Source organism: Amycolatopsis sp. NPDC004378 (genome assembly GCF_053602455.1).
The window spans coordinates 461,750-475,834 of record NZ_JBSGDR010000002.1 but is presented as its reverse complement, the minus strand read 5'-3'; the positions used below and the strand labels follow the sequence as shown (position 1 = coordinate 475,834).

Annotated in this window: 15 protein-coding genes; 5 read left to right on the top strand and 10 right to left on the bottom strand. The window is 70.9% G+C overall.

The genetic code is table 11. The features are described 5' to 3' along the window. Positions 1-14 precede the first annotated feature (14 nt). On the top strand, positions 15-539 hold the full coding sequence (locus tag ACWEN0_RS09960) for an RNA polymerase sigma factor (RefSeq protein WP_451971085.1): 525 nt from the start codon (positions 15-17) through the stop codon (positions 537-539). Beyond that, positions 532-1,413: a VOC family protein gene (locus tag ACWEN0_RS09955; protein WP_451971082.1), complete on the top strand. Its 882-nt coding sequence runs from the start codon at positions 532-534 to the stop codon at positions 1,411-1,413. The genes ACWEN0_RS09960 and ACWEN0_RS09955 overlap by 8 nt, the downstream gene beginning before the upstream one ends. On the opposite strand, the gene ACWEN0_RS09950 is transcribed toward ACWEN0_RS09955, so the two are convergent. The 3 genes from ACWEN0_RS09950 to ACWEN0_RS09940 are packed head-to-tail and all read right to left on the bottom strand — an operon-like array spanning position 1,410 to position 4,955. After that, positions 1,410-3,176: a gamma-glutamyltransferase family protein gene (locus tag ACWEN0_RS09950; protein WP_451971079.1), complete on the bottom strand. Its 1,767-nt coding sequence runs from the start codon at positions 3,174-3,176 to the stop codon at positions 1,410-1,412. The genes ACWEN0_RS09955 and ACWEN0_RS09950 overlap by 4 nt on opposite strands. Before the next feature lie 28 nt (positions 3,177-3,204). Beyond that, positions 3,205-3,621: a VOC family protein gene (locus tag ACWEN0_RS09945; protein WP_451971076.1), complete on the bottom strand. Its 417-nt coding sequence runs from the start codon at positions 3,619-3,621 to the stop codon at positions 3,205-3,207. 29 nt (positions 3,622-3,650) lie between these two features. Continuing rightward, positions 3,651-4,955, bottom strand: a complete 1,305-nt coding sequence (locus ACWEN0_RS09940) for a UDP-glucose dehydrogenase family protein (protein ID WP_451971073.1) — start codon at positions 4,953-4,955, stop codon at positions 3,651-3,653. 185 nt (positions 4,956-5,140) lie between these two features. On the opposite strand from ACWEN0_RS09940, the gene ACWEN0_RS09935 reads away from it, so the two are divergent. Next, on the top strand, positions 5,141-5,899 hold the full coding sequence (locus ACWEN0_RS09935) for an SDR family NAD(P)-dependent oxidoreductase (protein WP_451971070.1): 759 nt from the start codon (positions 5,141-5,143) through the stop codon (positions 5,897-5,899). Positions 5,900-5,946: 47 nt separating this feature from the next. On the opposite strand, the gene ACWEN0_RS09930 is transcribed toward ACWEN0_RS09935, so the two are convergent. The 3 genes from ACWEN0_RS09930 to ACWEN0_RS09920 form a co-directional block, all read right to left on the bottom strand. After that, the gene (locus tag ACWEN0_RS09930) at positions 5,947-6,600 is read right to left on the bottom strand and encodes a class I SAM-dependent methyltransferase (protein WP_451971067.1); all 654 of its coding nucleotides are present in this window, start codon (positions 6,598-6,600) and stop codon (positions 5,947-5,949) included. 132 nt (positions 6,601-6,732) lie between these two features. After that, positions 6,733-7,362, bottom strand: a complete 630-nt coding sequence (locus ACWEN0_RS09925; RefSeq protein WP_451971064.1) for a PadR family transcriptional regulator — start codon at positions 7,360-7,362, stop codon at positions 6,733-6,735. A gap of 82 nt (positions 7,363-7,444) precedes the next feature. Beyond that, positions 7,445-9,085 carry a TM0106 family RecB-like putative nuclease gene (locus ACWEN0_RS09920; protein ID WP_451971061.1) on the bottom strand — a complete coding sequence of 547 codons (1,641 nt, stop codon included), beginning with the start codon at positions 9,083-9,085 and terminating at the stop codon, positions 7,445-7,447. 90 nt (positions 9,086-9,175) lie between these two features. Between ACWEN0_RS09920 and ACWEN0_RS09915 the strand changes: the two genes are divergently transcribed. Further along, the gene (locus ACWEN0_RS09915) at positions 9,176-9,637 is read left to right on the top strand and encodes a DUF6474 family protein (RefSeq protein ID WP_451971058.1); all 462 of its coding nucleotides are present in this window, start codon (positions 9,176-9,178) and stop codon (positions 9,635-9,637) included. 51 nt (positions 9,638-9,688) lie between these two features. Here ACWEN0_RS09915 and ACWEN0_RS09910 read toward each other — a convergent pair whose 3' ends face one another. Genes ACWEN0_RS09910 through ACWEN0_RS09895 form a run of 4 tightly spaced genes read right to left on the bottom strand, consistent with a single transcriptional unit; the run spans position 9,689 to position 13,236 of the window. Beyond that, positions 9,689-10,657, bottom strand: a complete 969-nt coding sequence (locus ACWEN0_RS09910; RefSeq protein ID WP_451971055.1) for a glycine betaine ABC transporter substrate-binding protein — start codon at positions 10,655-10,657, stop codon at positions 9,689-9,691. Continuing rightward, the gene (locus ACWEN0_RS09905; protein ID WP_451971052.1) at positions 10,654-11,433 is read right to left on the bottom strand and encodes an ABC transporter permease; all 780 of its coding nucleotides are present in this window, start codon (positions 11,431-11,433) and stop codon (positions 10,654-10,656) included. The genes ACWEN0_RS09910 and ACWEN0_RS09905 overlap by 4 nt, the downstream gene beginning before the upstream one ends. Next, positions 11,430-12,596 (bottom strand): ATP-binding cassette domain-containing protein, encoded by a 1,167-nt coding sequence (locus tag ACWEN0_RS09900; RefSeq protein ID WP_451971049.1) that lies wholly within the window; start codon positions 12,594-12,596, stop codon positions 11,430-11,432. The genes ACWEN0_RS09905 and ACWEN0_RS09900 overlap by 4 nt, the downstream gene beginning before the upstream one ends. After that, positions 12,589-13,236, bottom strand: coding sequence for an ABC transporter permease (locus ACWEN0_RS09895; RefSeq protein WP_451971046.1), 648 nt, complete (start codon positions 13,234-13,236; stop codon positions 12,589-12,591). The genes ACWEN0_RS09900 and ACWEN0_RS09895 overlap by 8 nt, the downstream gene beginning before the upstream one ends. Before the next feature lie 294 nt (positions 13,237-13,530). On the opposite strand from ACWEN0_RS09895, the gene ACWEN0_RS09890 reads away from it, so the two are divergent. Next, a complete protein-coding gene (locus ACWEN0_RS09890; protein WP_451971985.1) occupies positions 13,531-14,019 on the top strand; it encodes a hypothetical protein in 489 nt (162 codons plus the stop codon). Positions 14,020-14,085 lie beyond the last annotated feature (66 nt).

Sequence of the window (14,085 nt, the reverse complement as noted above, 5' to 3'; positions counted from 1 at the left end):
ACGACTATGAGGGTGTGACGGAACCACGGGTGCGACCGGACCCGGCTTTCGCGCTGCTCGGGCTCTACGAGACCGCGCTGCCGGAGGTCTACGGGTACCTGCTGTCCCGGTGCGGCGACCGCACGCTCGCCGAGGAGCTGACGTCCGAGACGTTCCTCGGCGCGGTCGCCGCCTGTCGCAAGGAGTACGCACCTCCAGTGAGCACCGGGTGGCTGATCGGCGTCGCCCGGCACAAGCTCGCCGACCACTGGCGGCGCAAAGAACGTGAGGAACGCGGGCTGCGGCTGGTGCACGACAGCGAGCCGGACGTCGAAGACCCGTGGGACGAGCAACTCGACGCCCTGCGCGCGAGACAGGTGCTCGAATCCCTCGGGTCGCACCACCGCGCGGCCCTGACCCTGCGGTACGTCGACGGCCTCGGCGTGCCCGAAGTCGCCGGCCACCTGGGCCGCAGCGTGCACGCCACCGAGGCGTTGCTCGTGCGGGCCCGTGCCGCGTTCCGCCGTGCCTACCAGGAAGAGGAGGGTCGCGATGCCTGAGCCGTACGACGCGCTTCGCCGGCCCTCCGAGCGGGTCGAGCCCGACCCGGCCTTCGCCGCCGAACTGCGCGACAACCTGCGTCGCGTCATCTTGAACGGAGCCGATGTGACGACCACCGAAGCGCCTGCCACCACCGATGCCGCGCTGCGTTCCCTGACTCCTTACCTCGCCGTGTCCGACGCCCGGGCCGCGCTCGACTTCTACGTCGACGTCTTCGGCGCGACCCGCCGCGGCGACCCGATCGTCATGGCGGACGGCCGGATCGGCCACGCCGAACTGGCCGTCAGCGACGCCGTCCTGATGCTCGCCGAGGAACACCCGGAGATCGGGCACGTGGCGCCGCGCGAGGGTGGCGCGTCGGTGCGGGTCGAGGTGCCGGACCCGGACGTCTCGGTGGCCCGCGCACTCGAACGCGGCGCGACGCTGATCCGCCCGGTGAGCGACTCGCCGTACGGCCGGGGCGGCTCGTTCCGCGACCCGTTCGGCCAGCGCTGGCTCGTCTCGCAGGCGACGGCTGAGCCCGAGCCGCAGCCGAAGCACGGCGAAGCCATGTACTTCACGTTCCAGGTCCCGGCCGACGAGCCCGCGAAGGTGTTCTACGGCGCGGTGCTCGGCTGGGAGTTCACCCCCGGCTCGGTCGAAGGCGCGTGGAACGTCCAGGGCCACGGCCTGCAAGGTGGCCTTTGGGGCGGCCCGGGCCGGCAGGTCGGCTGGAAGCTCATGTACGCGGTCGACGACCTCGAAGCGGCTCTCGCGCGGGTACGCGAGCAGGGCGGCGAAGCGGGCGAAGTCGAGACCCATCCGTACGGCCTCACCGCGGACTGCACCGACACCCAGGGCATCGAGTTCTACCTCTGGCAGCAGCCGAGCTAACGGCCCGCCGCGTAGCCCTGCATGCCGCGGGCGTTGGCCGCCGCGTGCAGCAGGGTGCCGTCGCGGGAGACCGCCGACAGGCGGCCCAGTGCCCAGTCGCCCGCGTCCGCGATCTCGTGGCCGCGGGCGCGCAGGGCGTCCAAAGTGGACGCGCCCAGCCGGGATTCCACGACCAGCTCGCGCGGGTTCCACGAACGCGGGTAGAAGGAGCTCGGGAACGCCGTCGTGTGCCAGGCCGGGGCGTCGATCGACTCCTGGAGGTTCAGGCCGCCGTAGACGTGCGCCAGCCAGAAGCACAGCTGCCACTGGTCCTGCTGGTCGCCGCCGGGCGTGCCGAACGCGAGCGTCGGGACGCCGTCGCGCAGGGCCAGGGACGGCGACAGCGTGATGCGCGGGCGTTTGCGCGGCGCCAGCGAGTTCGGCAGGCCCTCTTCCAGCCAGAACATCTGGCCGCGCGAATCGAGGCAGAAGCCGAGCGACGGGATGGCCGGGCTGGACTGCAGCCAGCCGCCCGACGGGGTCAGCGAGACCAGGTTGCCCGCCGCGTCGGCGACGTCGAGGTGGACGGTGTCGCCGCGTGTCTGACCTTGCGGGCCGACGGTCGGCTCGCCCGTCGCGCCGCCTTCCGCCCGCACGCCGCGCAGCGAGTCCAGGATCGCCGGGAGCCGCGCCGGGCCGCGAGCGTCCCCCGGACGCAGCTCGGCCGACGCCGTGTCGGTGATCAAGGCACGCCGGGAGTCCGTGTAGGACTGCGAAAGCAGCACGTCCAGGGGCACGTCGGTGTCGCCGTACCAAGCCTCGCGGTCCGCGAAGGCCAGCTTCGCCGCTTCGACGGCCAGGTGCACGGTCCGCTCCGACGCGACACCATCCACAAAGGACACCTCGTCGCGGAAGCCGTGCAGCAGCAGTGCCTGCTGCAGCAGGGCCGGGCCCTGCGTCCAGCCGCCCAGCTTGACCAGGCGCCAGTCGTCGACGTCCACGAAGGACGGCTCCTCGTACGACGCCGACCACGACGCCAGGTCGTCGCCGGTCAGCAGGCCGGCGTGGTCGCGGCCGGAGTCGTCGCGGAACGCCTCACGGCTGAACGCGTCGATCGCCTCGGCGACGAAGCCCTGTGACCAGGCGCGACGGCCCGCGTCGATCTGCGCCTCACGCCCCGAGACGGCTTCCGCCTCCCGCAGCAGCCGCTCCCACGTGTCGGCCAACGCGGGATTCCGGTGCAGGCCCGAAGCCGGCTTGCCGTCCGGCAGCCACAGGCTGGCCGACGTCGGCCAGTGCTCGACGAACAACCGCTCGACGGCGCGGATCGTGTCGCCCACCCGCGAAACCAGCGGAACGCCGTTGCGCGCGTAGCCGATCGCGTAGCCGAGCACCGAGCGAAGGGACTTCGTGCCGTAGTCGCGAAGCAGCAGCAGCCAGCCGTCCCAGGCGCCCGGCACGGTCGCCGGGAGCAGACCGCTGCCCGGGATCAGGTCCAGTCCCAGGGAGGCGAAGTGCGCGGGCGTGGCCCCCGCGGGCGACGGGCCTTGGCTCGCCAGTGCCCGCGGGGTCGGGTCGTCCGCTGTCACGAAGAGGCCGGGCACCTGGCCCGCCGGCCCGCAGAGGTGCGGTTCGGCGACCTGCAGGACGAACCCGGCAGCGACCGCCGCGTCGAACGCGTTGCCGCCGTCTTCCAGCACCGCCATCCCGGTGGCCGAAGCCAGCCAGTGCGTCGATGCCACCATCCCGAAGGTGCCGGCCAGTTCCGGCCTCGTCGTGAACATGCCCCGATAGTACGCAAAGCTAAGGAACTTACCAGCGCGCCGGCCGCCGCCGCTCCGGCTCGTACGGCTGCGTGATGATTTCCATCCCGTTCCCGCCGGGATCGAGGAAATAGACCCCACGACCGCCGTGGTTGTGGTTGATTTCCCCGACTTGCTTGCCCATCGGGTCGGCGTGGTAGGTCACGCCCGTTTCGACGAGCCGCGCGAACACGGCGTCGAAGTCGTCTTCCGGGACCAGGAAGCAGTAGTGCTGCAGGCGAAGGTCCTCTTCGGGGACGGTCGCGAAGTCCAGCCGGACGCCGTTGCGCGTCTCGACGGGGATGAACGGACCCCACTCTTCCCCGACTTCGAGGCCGAGCAGGTTCGCCAGGAATTCGGCGGATTCCCGGTTGTTCCGGGACGGGACGATCAGATGGTTGAGTTCGACGGATACGGATACTGGCACGATTTCGGATCGTAGCCAGCGCTACCCGGTCAAGACACCTTGATTTTCGCCGCCGCGCGCGGCCGGCCGACGCCCTGCCAGGACAACCCGGCCGCGACGATCGTCGGCGGGTCGAGCAGGTTCCGCGTGTCGACGACGTCGATGCCCTCCATCAGCTCGGCCATGGCCCGCCAGTCGAGGTCCTTGAACTCGGCCCACTCGGTCAGCACGACGACCACGTCCGCGTCCTTGGCGACCTGGTAGGCGTCGTCGACCACGGTCATCCCGTCGATCTCGCAGTCGATCGCCGGGTCGTAGGCGACGATTTCGGCGCCCAGCGCGCACAGCACCGAGGACACCCCGAGCGCCGGCGAGTCGCGCAGGTCGTTCGTGCCGGCCTTGAACGCCAGGCCCAGCACACCGATCCGCGCGCCGGCCAGCGTCCCGCCGACCGCGCCGGCGATCTTCGCGACGATCCGGTCGCGCTGGGCGAGGTTCTCGTCGATCGCCGAGGTCAGCATCCTGAAGTCGTAGTCGACCGACTCGGCGACCTTGACCAGCGCGCTCGTGTCCTTCGGCAGGCACGAGCCGCCCCAGCCCGGGCCGGGCTTGAGGAACGTCCGGCCGATCCGCCGGTCGTAGCCCATGCCCTCGGTGACGAGGTTGATGTCCGCGCCGAGCCGCTCGCACAGTTCGGCGATCGAGTTGACGTAGGACAGCTTCAGCGCGAGGTAGCAGTTCGCGGCGTACTTGACGAGCTCCGCGCTCGCCGCGTCCGCGACGACGACCGGTGCGTCGAGTTCGGCGTACAGGTCACCGACCCAGCTCGCGGCGGCGAAGTCGTCGCAGCCGACGACGATCCGGTCCGGGCCCAGGAAGTCCGCGACCGCGGTGCCTTCACGGAGGAACTCGGGGTTCGACACCACCGGCACGTCGGTCCGGCCGAGCATCTCCCGGATCCGCTTCGACGTGCCGACCGGCACGGTCGACTTGGTGATCAGGGCACAGCCGGCGGGCAGGACGTCACCGATCTCGGCGGTCACGGCTTCGACCGCGCGCAGGTCCGCGGAGCCGCCGGCCCCCATCGGCGTCGGGACGCAGAGGAACACCGCCTGCGCGTCGCGGACCGCGTCCCGCGCGCCGACGACGAACTGGAGGCGCCCGGCCGAGATCCCGCGGGTGACCAGATCGGCCAGCCCCGGTTCGAGGATGTCGACGCGTCCGGCGGCGAGCCGCGACACCTTCGCGCGGTCGACGTCCACGCAGGTGACGTAATGACCCAGACTGGCCAGGCAGGCCCCCGTGGTCAAGCCGACGTAACCGGTTCCTACCACCACGATCCGAGCTGGCGTCATGGTGCTGAAGGTGACAGCCGGAGTTGACGATCGCGCTAACGGAACCGGACACCGGTGAGTACTCCACGCGACACCGCGGCGGTGCGTTAACAGCAGTTTGCGGCCGGTGAGCGAGCACACAAAGCGCCCGTGCGAACGAGCGTTAACCTGGGTCCGGAACCAGAGCAGCGAAGGGAACCGCACAGATGCAGATCACCGACACCGCGGCGCTCGTCACCGGGGGCGCGTCCGGCCTCGGCGGCGCGACGGCGAAGGCCCTCGCGGCCAAGGGCGCGCGGGTGTTCGCGCTCGACCTGGCGCCGTCCATCGAGAAGGCCGAGCAGGTCGACGGCATCACCTACGTCGAAGCCGACGTGACCGACGTCGAGCAGGTCGAAGCCGCCGTCGCGACCGCGGCCGGCTCCGGGGTGCCGCTGCGGACCGTCGTGAACTGCGCCGGCATCGGGCCGTCCGCGCGCATCCTGTCCAAAAAGGGCCGGCACGACCTCGCGCTGTACGCGAAGGTCGTCCAGATCAACCTCGTCGGGACGTTCAACGTCCTGACGATCGCCGCCGAGGCCATCGCGAAGACCGAGCCCCTCGAGGACGACGCCCGCGGCGTCATCATCAACACCGCGTCGATCGCCGCGTTCGACGGCCAGATCGGGCAGGTCGCCTACTCGTCGTCCAAGGGCGGCGTCGTCGGCATGACGCTCCCCGCGGCCCGCGACCTGGCCTCGCACGGCATCCGCGTCCTGACCATCGCGCCCGGCATCGTCGACACGCCGATGCTCGCCACGGTCAGCGACGAGTTCCGCGCGGCCCTCGCCGCCGGCATCCCGTTCCCGAAGCGCCTCGCGCGGCCGGACGAGTACGCGCAGCTCGCGCTGTCGCTCATCGACCACGACTACCTCAACGGCGAGGTCGTCCGCATGGACGGCTCGCTCCGGATGGCCCCGCGCTGACCCGAAGGGGCGGCACTTTCAGGTGAAAGTGCCGCCCCAGGGCGGTCTCAGCGGGCGAGGCGGACCTCCAGGCCGATGCCGTCGGTGGTGACCGAGCAGCCACCGAAAGCGCTCTCCGCGGCCAGCGCCTCGAACTGCTCGCGCGTGAACGCCCGGCGCCGCAGCCACCCCAGCGTCTGCCGCACGGTGAAGCCGCTGACCACGCCGACGTCCATCCCGGCGACCTCGCGGCCGATGTCCGCGGCGGTGGCCTCGTGGTTGAGGTCGTGGATCACCGCGAACCCGCCCGGGCGCAGCACCCGGTGCATCTCGTTCAACGCCGCCACCGGCTGCCGGAAGTTCTTGAACGCGGCCTGGCAGACCAGGAAGTCGAACGACTCGTCGGCGAACGGCGCGTGCGTGACGTCCCCCTGCCGGAAGTCGACGTCCAGGCCGGCGCCGTTTTCCCGGGCGATTTCGACCATCGTGTGACTGATGTCGAGCCCGGTGACGCGGAAGCCGAGCTTCGCCACCTCGATGGCGAAGTAGCCGGGGCCGGGCGCCACCTCCAGGACCTCGGCGCCTTCGTTCAGCCCGGCCGTCACCGCGGCGGCCTGCTTCCGGTACTGCCGGAGCTGCGCTTCGGTGCCGCGGTTCTTGGCGTACCAGCGGGCCTGGAAGCCCTCCATCTCGGGGACTTTGTGCTTGCGGGTCGTCTCCATGGATCTCTCCTCTTCGGGTGATCCGAACCGGAGAGCCGCCCGGTTATCCTCGTGGTGCCACCTCGGGGCCGGGCGTGCTCGGTTCGGGGTCGAGGACCCCGGGCGGTGTGCCAGCACCTCCCGGGGTCCGTGCTATCTCTCCACGAATGCCCCGAGGTCGTCGGGGAATTCGCCGGTCTCGTACCAGCGGCGCCAGGCGTCCGTGCCGGGCACGGCACCGCTCGTCAGGTCGGCCAGGAAGGCCCGCACCCAGCGCGCCTCGGCCTCCGTCATCGCGAGGTCGTACTCGACCTCGACCAGGAAGATCCGCGGCGTCACCGGACGCAGCTGCTCGAGGCTCGCCCGCTGCGCCGCGGCGCGTTCGTCGAGGTCGGCGGCCCGCTGCCGCAGCAGGGCGGCCGCCTGGTCCGGGCCGAGCACGCCCATCAGCGACAGCCCGGCCTTGAACCGCGGTGGCTCCCGGTCGAGCGTGCCGACGAGCTCGCGGACCCAGTCCTCCATTTCGGCGTGCCCGGCCGGCGTGATCCGGTAGACGGTCCGCTCCGGCCGCGCGCCGTCACGCACGCTCTCGACGGCCTCCACGAAGCCGTGCTTCTCGAGGTTCGCGACGACCGTGTACAGCGAACCCCACTTGATCGGCAGGTCCGCTTCCTTGCCGCGCTGCTTGAGCACCGTGGCCATCTCATAGGGGTGCATGGGCCGCTCGACCACGGCGGACAGCACGGCCAGCCCGAGCAGGTTGCCGACCTTCCGCCGCTTCATCCCGACTCCTCGTCCACGAGTACTCGCAGACGAGTATGCACGCAGACGCGTCAGTCGGCAAGTGTCTTAGTCGGCGAACTACTCAGAGGTCGAACATGTACGGGACTTCGGCCTGCGCCCGCTCGCTGATCCATTCGCGCAGCGCGCGCGTCGCCAGGACGTCGTCCTCGTTGTAGCGCAGCAGCCGCTCGCGCTGGCCGGTGTCCGGCACCTCGCCGTCCATGCCGACGGCGTCGCGGTACCAGCGCATCGACGCCTCGCCGCCCGCCTCGGGATCACGCCACGCGAACCCGGCGACCGGGGCGATCACCTTCAGGCCCTTGCCGTGGGAGCACAGGAACTGGTCGGTGACGCTGCGGAAGAGGTCGACCCACTCGTCGGAGTCCACAAAGGACTGGATGTCCTTCTTCGCCGGGACGCCCGGGTGGTCGCCGAAGCGCTCGACCGAGCCGAAGAGCCAGCGGTTCTCGGCGAGCGCGTTGTAGCAGTAGGCGCGGAAGGTCAGCCCGGCCGCTTCGGTGCGCTGGCGGACGTCGGTGAGCCAGGCCCAGAACTCCGCGAAGGACCGGGCTTCGTCGTCGGTGGGCAGCGGGTCCCACGTCGCGAAGGCGCGGTAGCCCGGCTCCAGCCCGATGTCGGCGCCGCTCAGCAGGCAGCCCCAGAGGTACGCGCCTGCGTCGCCGAAGCTCTCCATGTCGACGTCGACCTCGACGTCGGCGCGCGGCACGTCGACGCGATCGACCCGGCGCACCAGCGTCAGGTCGGCCAGCCACGCGCGGGCGAGCACGACCGCGTCCGGGAACGTCACGCCGGTCCAGTTCACCGCCGGCGGCTCGCCCGCCGGGTCCAGCGCGGCCAGCGTGTCCACAGTGGACACCCCGGCGCGGCGCAGCTCCATGGCGTCCTCGCCGCGGACGACGAGGCTGACGTCGCGGGTCTCGGTGAGCACCACCTCGCACGTCGGCCACCACGGGCAGCGGCGGCACTCCAGCACGCGCGACGGCTCCGCGAGGGGCTCTTCGCCGTTCGCCGCCGCCGAGGCGATGGCGAGCCGGTCGGCGAACCGGACCTGGTACTCGGTGAGCGCGCTGCGCCCGCCCGGCCAGGTGCCGGCGGTCAGGTCGTGCCAGACGACGACGTCGGCGTCGAGCCCGATCACGCCGCCGATCGCGACGCTTTCGTCGGCCTGGCCGAGCGTCTGCAGCATGCGGCGGATGTGCACGAGCCGCAGCTGGTCACGCGGCTGCGCCCGCACCTTGCGGCCTTCGTCGGCGCCGCGGTGTGCCGGGTCGAGGTCCGTCATCCCGGTGACGATCGCGCCCGTGCCGCGATCGGTGATGCGGTGGCGCACGACGAGCACCGGCACGTAACCGCGGCCGGTGCGGACGAGCAGGTCGATGCCGCCGCGCCGGTGCCCGGCCGCGTCGACCGGGAACAGCGCGCCCCAGATGTACTGCGCTTCGGCGGCGAAGGCCTGCTCGGTCAGTTCGACGCGCTCGGCGGCGGGCAGGTCGCGGCCGATCTTCACCCAGTGGCCGGGGTTCGCTTCCATCAGCCGCGTCACGATGTCTTCGCGGTGGGCCGTGGCGTCGGCGATCCGCTGCTGCGCTGTCGGGTCCGGCGGGGAAAGCGGTACCTCGCGCATCGCCGGATCGTGCTCGAGGTGCACGCGACGACGGCAGCGGCTGACCGCTCCCGCGTCGAGCACCACCTCGGTCTTCATGGAGATCACTCTAGATTCCCACGGCCGAGCCGACATGCCCGCCACCCGGGCGACCAGTAAGTTCGACCTCGACACGTCGCAGGAGGTGCCATGGCGCGCAAGGCCAAGGTCGAGGGTGAAGCCCGGATCACCCCCAAGAAGGCGAAGAACGCGGTCGCGGTGGCGAAGGTGCTCGGCCCGGCCGTGATCCCGGTCGTCGCGCCGTACGCGGTGCGCGCGGCGGGCGCCGCCCGGGAGCTGTACGACCGCTACCAGGCCCGCAAGCTGGGGGTGGCCGTGGACCAGCTGGGCTCGTACACGGGCCGCGGCGCGGCGCTGCACGCCCGCATCGCCGGGATCGCGGAAGGCTGCCGCGACCTGGAGAAGTCGGAGAAGGCTTCGGCCGCGGACGTCGAGTTCGCCAAGGACTCGCTGGGCACGCTCGAGCAGCTGTCGGCGACGGTCCGCGCGGCGGAGCGGATGCCGGCGGCCCGCCGGAAGTCGGCGCACCGCGCGGTGGCCGGCGAGCTGGAGCGGCTCGAAGGCCAGCTGCTGCACCGGCTCGGGATCTGACCCGGATACGGAAACGGCCCCGGCGAACCGGGGCCGTTTCCGATCGGGCCGTTACTTGACGAAGCCCTTTTCGACCATCCAGTCGTGGGCCACCTTGCCGGCGTCCTCGCCGTCGACGTCGACCTTCTTGCAGAGTTCGATCATCTGCTTGTTGTCGATCGCCGCGCTGATCTTCTCCAGCGGGCCGCGGATGTCCGGGTGCTGCTTCAGGAACTCGGTGCGCAGCGTGGCCACCGCGTTGTACTGCGGGAACGCCTTCTTGTCGTCCTCGAGCACCCTCAGGTTCAGCCCGGAGATGCGGCCGTCGGTGGTGAACACCTCGCCGACCGGGCAGGTGCCGCTCGCCACGGCCGAGTAGATCGTGCCGATGCCGAAGTTCTCGATCTTCGGGTTCTGGAACCCGTAGGCCTTCACCGCGGCCGGGAAGCCGTCCTGACGGCTGGTGAACTCCGTCTCCAGGCAGAACACGTTCTGGTCCGGCTTCTGCTTGAGGAACGCCGCGAGGTCCGACGTCGTCTTCAGGTTGTTCTTCGCGCCGTAGTCCTCGGTGACCGCGAACGCGTACTGGTCGTTGAGCGGCGAGTAGTTCAGCCAGCTGACGCCGAACTTCTCTTCGTCAGCCTTGGCCGTCGCCTCGTACTGGGCCTTCTCGCCACCGGGCACCGGAAGCTCGTTGCCCTGGTAGTTGATCCAGCCGGTGCCGGTGTACTCCCAGGTGACGTCCGTCTGCCCGGTCAGCAGCGCCTGCCGCGACGAGTTCGACCCCTTGATGTCCGAGAGGTCGACGACGTCCGCACCCGACGCCGTCAGGGCCATTTCGGCCATGTACGCCAGGATGATGTTCTCGGTGAAGTCCTTCGACCCGACCGTGACCTTGAGGCCCTGCAGGGACGGGATCGGCTGGATCGAGCCCGGCTGGATGTCGTAGGGCACCGCCTGGTTGACCGTCAGGCCGCACGCCGACAGCGTCGCGCCCAGCACGGCCACCCCGAAGAGCGCTTTCAAGCGCCGGAGTTTCATCGCAGCCCCTTCGGTCCGAAGAACTGTTCGGCGACCGCGCCCAGCCAGTCGACCAGCAGCGCCAGCGCGACGGCCAGCACCGAGCCGGTCACCAGCACCGAGGTCAGGTTCAGCTTGTAGCCGGTGTCGATCAGCAGCCCGAACCCGCCGGCGTTGACGAACATGCCGAACGTCGCGGTCCCGACCGCCAGCACGAGCGAGGTGCGCAGGCCGGCGAGGATCAGCGGGACGGCCAGCGGCAGCTCGACCCGCCACAGCACCGCGGACGCCGACATCCCGATGCCGCGGCCGGCGTCGATCAGCGCCGGGTCGACCTGCTGGATGCCGACCATCGTGTTCCGCAGCACCGGCAGCAGCGAGTAGAACGCCAGCGGCAGGGCCGCGACCCAGAGCCCGCCGGTCGAGCCGGTGATGATGAACCACAGCACCAGCACGCCGAGGGCCGGCGCGGCCTGGCCGATGTTCGCGATCGCCAGGAAGATCGGCGCCAGGAAACGCGCCCACGGCCGCGTCACGACCACGCCGAGCGGCACGGCGACGAGCACCACGATCGCGGTCACCACGATCGTCATCAGCAGGTGGTCCCACAGCGCCGTCAGCAGCGAAGACGCGTTCAGCGTCTCCTTCTCCGTCGCGTTCAGCCCGCTGGAGAACACCCAGATCAGCGTGACCGCGACGATCACCAGCACCGCGACGGGCTGGGCGAACAGCCGGACGCGTTCCGCGCGGTTGGAGCCGGACTCGGTGCTGAAACCGGTATCGACGGCAGCCGTCATGCGGACACCTCCTCGCCGTTCGTGTGCTCGTCACGCAGCTGCTGGATGGTCGAGATCACGGTGTCGAGCTGGATGGTGCCCGCGTACTCGCCGCGCGCGCCGGTCACCGGTACCGAGCCGCCCTCGGCGAGCATCGCCTCGAGCGCGTCCTGCAGGGTCGACTGCAGGCTGACGATGTCGCGCAGCGGCTTGCCCGCGTTGGCCAGCGACGCCCCGGCGACCAGGTCGCGGACGTGCACCCAGCGCGTCGGGCGGCGCCGCGCGTCCAGGACCAGCGCGAAGTGCTTGCGCGTCTCCTCGAGCTTCTTGCGCAGCTCGGCGGGGTCGTCGGACACCGATGCGGTCAGCGCGTCCTGCGTCAGCTCGACGTCGCGGACCCGCAGCAGCGTCAGCTGCTTGAGCGACGCGCCCGCGCCGACGAACCCGGCGACGGTGTCGTTGGCCGGGTTGGCGAGGATCGCCTCGGGCGTGTCGTACTGCAGGATCGACGACTGGTTGCCGAGCACCGCGATCTTGTCGCCGAGCTTCACGGCCTCGTCGAAGTCGTGCGTGACGAACACGATCGTCTTCTTCAGCTCGTCCTGCAGGCGCAGCAGCTCGTCCTGCAGGTTGCCGCGGGTGATCGGGTCGACCGCGCCGAACGGCTCGTCCATCAGCAGCACCGGCGGGTCCGCGGCGAGCGCGCGGGCGACGCCGACGCGCTGCTGCTGGCCACCGGAGAGCTGACGCGGGAAGCGGTCGCGGAAGTCGGCCGGGTCGAGCCCGACCAGGTCCATCATCTCCTCGACCCGGTCGTTGACCTTCTTCTTGTCCCAGCCGAGCAGGCCCGGCACCACCCCGATGTTCTGCGCCACGGTGAAGTGCGGGAACAACCCGGCCTGCTGGATCGCGTAGCCGATCCGGCGGCGCAGGGTGTCGACGTCGAGCTTCAGCGCGTCCTCGCCGCCGATGGTGATGCGGCCGGACGTCGGCTGGACCAGCCGGTTGATCATCCGCATCGTCGTCGTCTTGCCGCAACCGGACGGCCCGACGAAGACGACGATCTTGCCCGCGGGCACGACCATCGAGAACTCTTTGACGGCCGGCTCACGCGTACCGGGGTACCGCTTGGTGACGTTCTCCAGCTCGATTTCGACGCCGGAGACTTCCTCGTTCTCAGCCACGGACACCCCTAGAGATGGTGAAGCGCTTGATCAGGACGTAGACGCCGTCGAGGATCAGCGCGAGGATGACGACCCCGACCGTTCCGGTGACGGCTTGGTTCAGGGAGTTCGTGCTCCCCGCGTTCGTGAGCCCCGAGAAGACCTCGGCGCCGAAGCCGGGACCCTTCGCGTAGGCGGCGATCACCGCGATGCCCATCAGCATCTGCGTCGCGACCCGCATGCCGGTGAGGATCGCCGGCCAGGCCAGCCGCAGCTCGACCCGGGTGAGCACGCCGAAGCGGCTCATCCCGATGCCGCGCGCGGCATCGACGACGGCCGGGTCAACCCCGTCGAGCCCGACGATGGTGTTCCGGACGATCGGCAGCAGGCCGTAGAGCACCAGCGCGATCACGGCCGTCGTCGGACCGAGCCCCGAAATGGGGATCAGCAGGCCCAGGAGGGCGAACGACGGGACCGTCAAGATCGTGCTCGCCAGCGCCGTGGCCACCGCCGAACCGATCGGGCTGCGGTACACCGCGACCCCGATCAGCACGCCGAGGACCGCGGCGAGGATCGTGCACTGCACCACCATGCTGGTGTGCAGGTAGGCCTCCAGCCAGAGCTTGCTCGCCCGATCGGAGATGTAGTCGAAGAGGTTCATCCGTGTGCGCTCTCCCGCCCTTCGCTCGGACCTTCACCCGATCGGGCTAGTTCCTGACCGACGACTCAGTACCCAGCGCGACGCCGGTCCAAACCCCCGTTGGTTCCGAACACCGTGGCCTATCCGGGCGTGATCGGCAACCAGTGACCTGAACCACGGCGTGGCGCGGTACGTGAACTCGGCGTGTGCTCACTTCACGGGATCACACGCTCACGCGGGAGGCGGTCCCTTAGGCTGCTCCTCATGAGCGTTCCGGCACGGCGACCCGCCGTGCTCGGTGCTACCCGGGGTGTGTTGCTCGCCGTGTGCGCCGCGGCGCTGTCGGTCACCGCGCACCGCCTGGCCGACGGCGGCCTGCCCGACCCGGCGATGACCGTGCTGCTCGCCGGCCTGTTCGGCTGGACGGCGAGCGCGCTGGCCCGCAAGGCCCGCGGACCGGTGGCCACGATCGCCCTCCTCGGCGCCGCCCAGCTCGTGATGCACCTGCTGCTCACCACGCTCGCCGGCCACGACATGGCCGCGGCGCCCGGCCGCAGCGGGCTCGGCATGGTCGCCGCGCACGCCTTCGCGACCCTGCTCACCGCGCTCCTGCTCGCCCGCGCCGACTCGACGCTGCTGGCGGTGCTCGCCGTGCTGCGCGCGATCCTGCCGCGGCTGCTCACCCCGCTGCCGGTCCCGGCGGCCCCCGCGCCCGTCCCGGTCCGCGCCGCCGCGCCGGGCCACCTCGTCGGCGTCGACCTGCGCCGGATCCGCGGGCGGCGCGGCCCGCCCGGCCACTCCTGAAACCAGCTCATCCCCGAACAGCGGCTCCCCGAGGCCGCTACCCCTTACTGAGTTCATCAGGAGTGA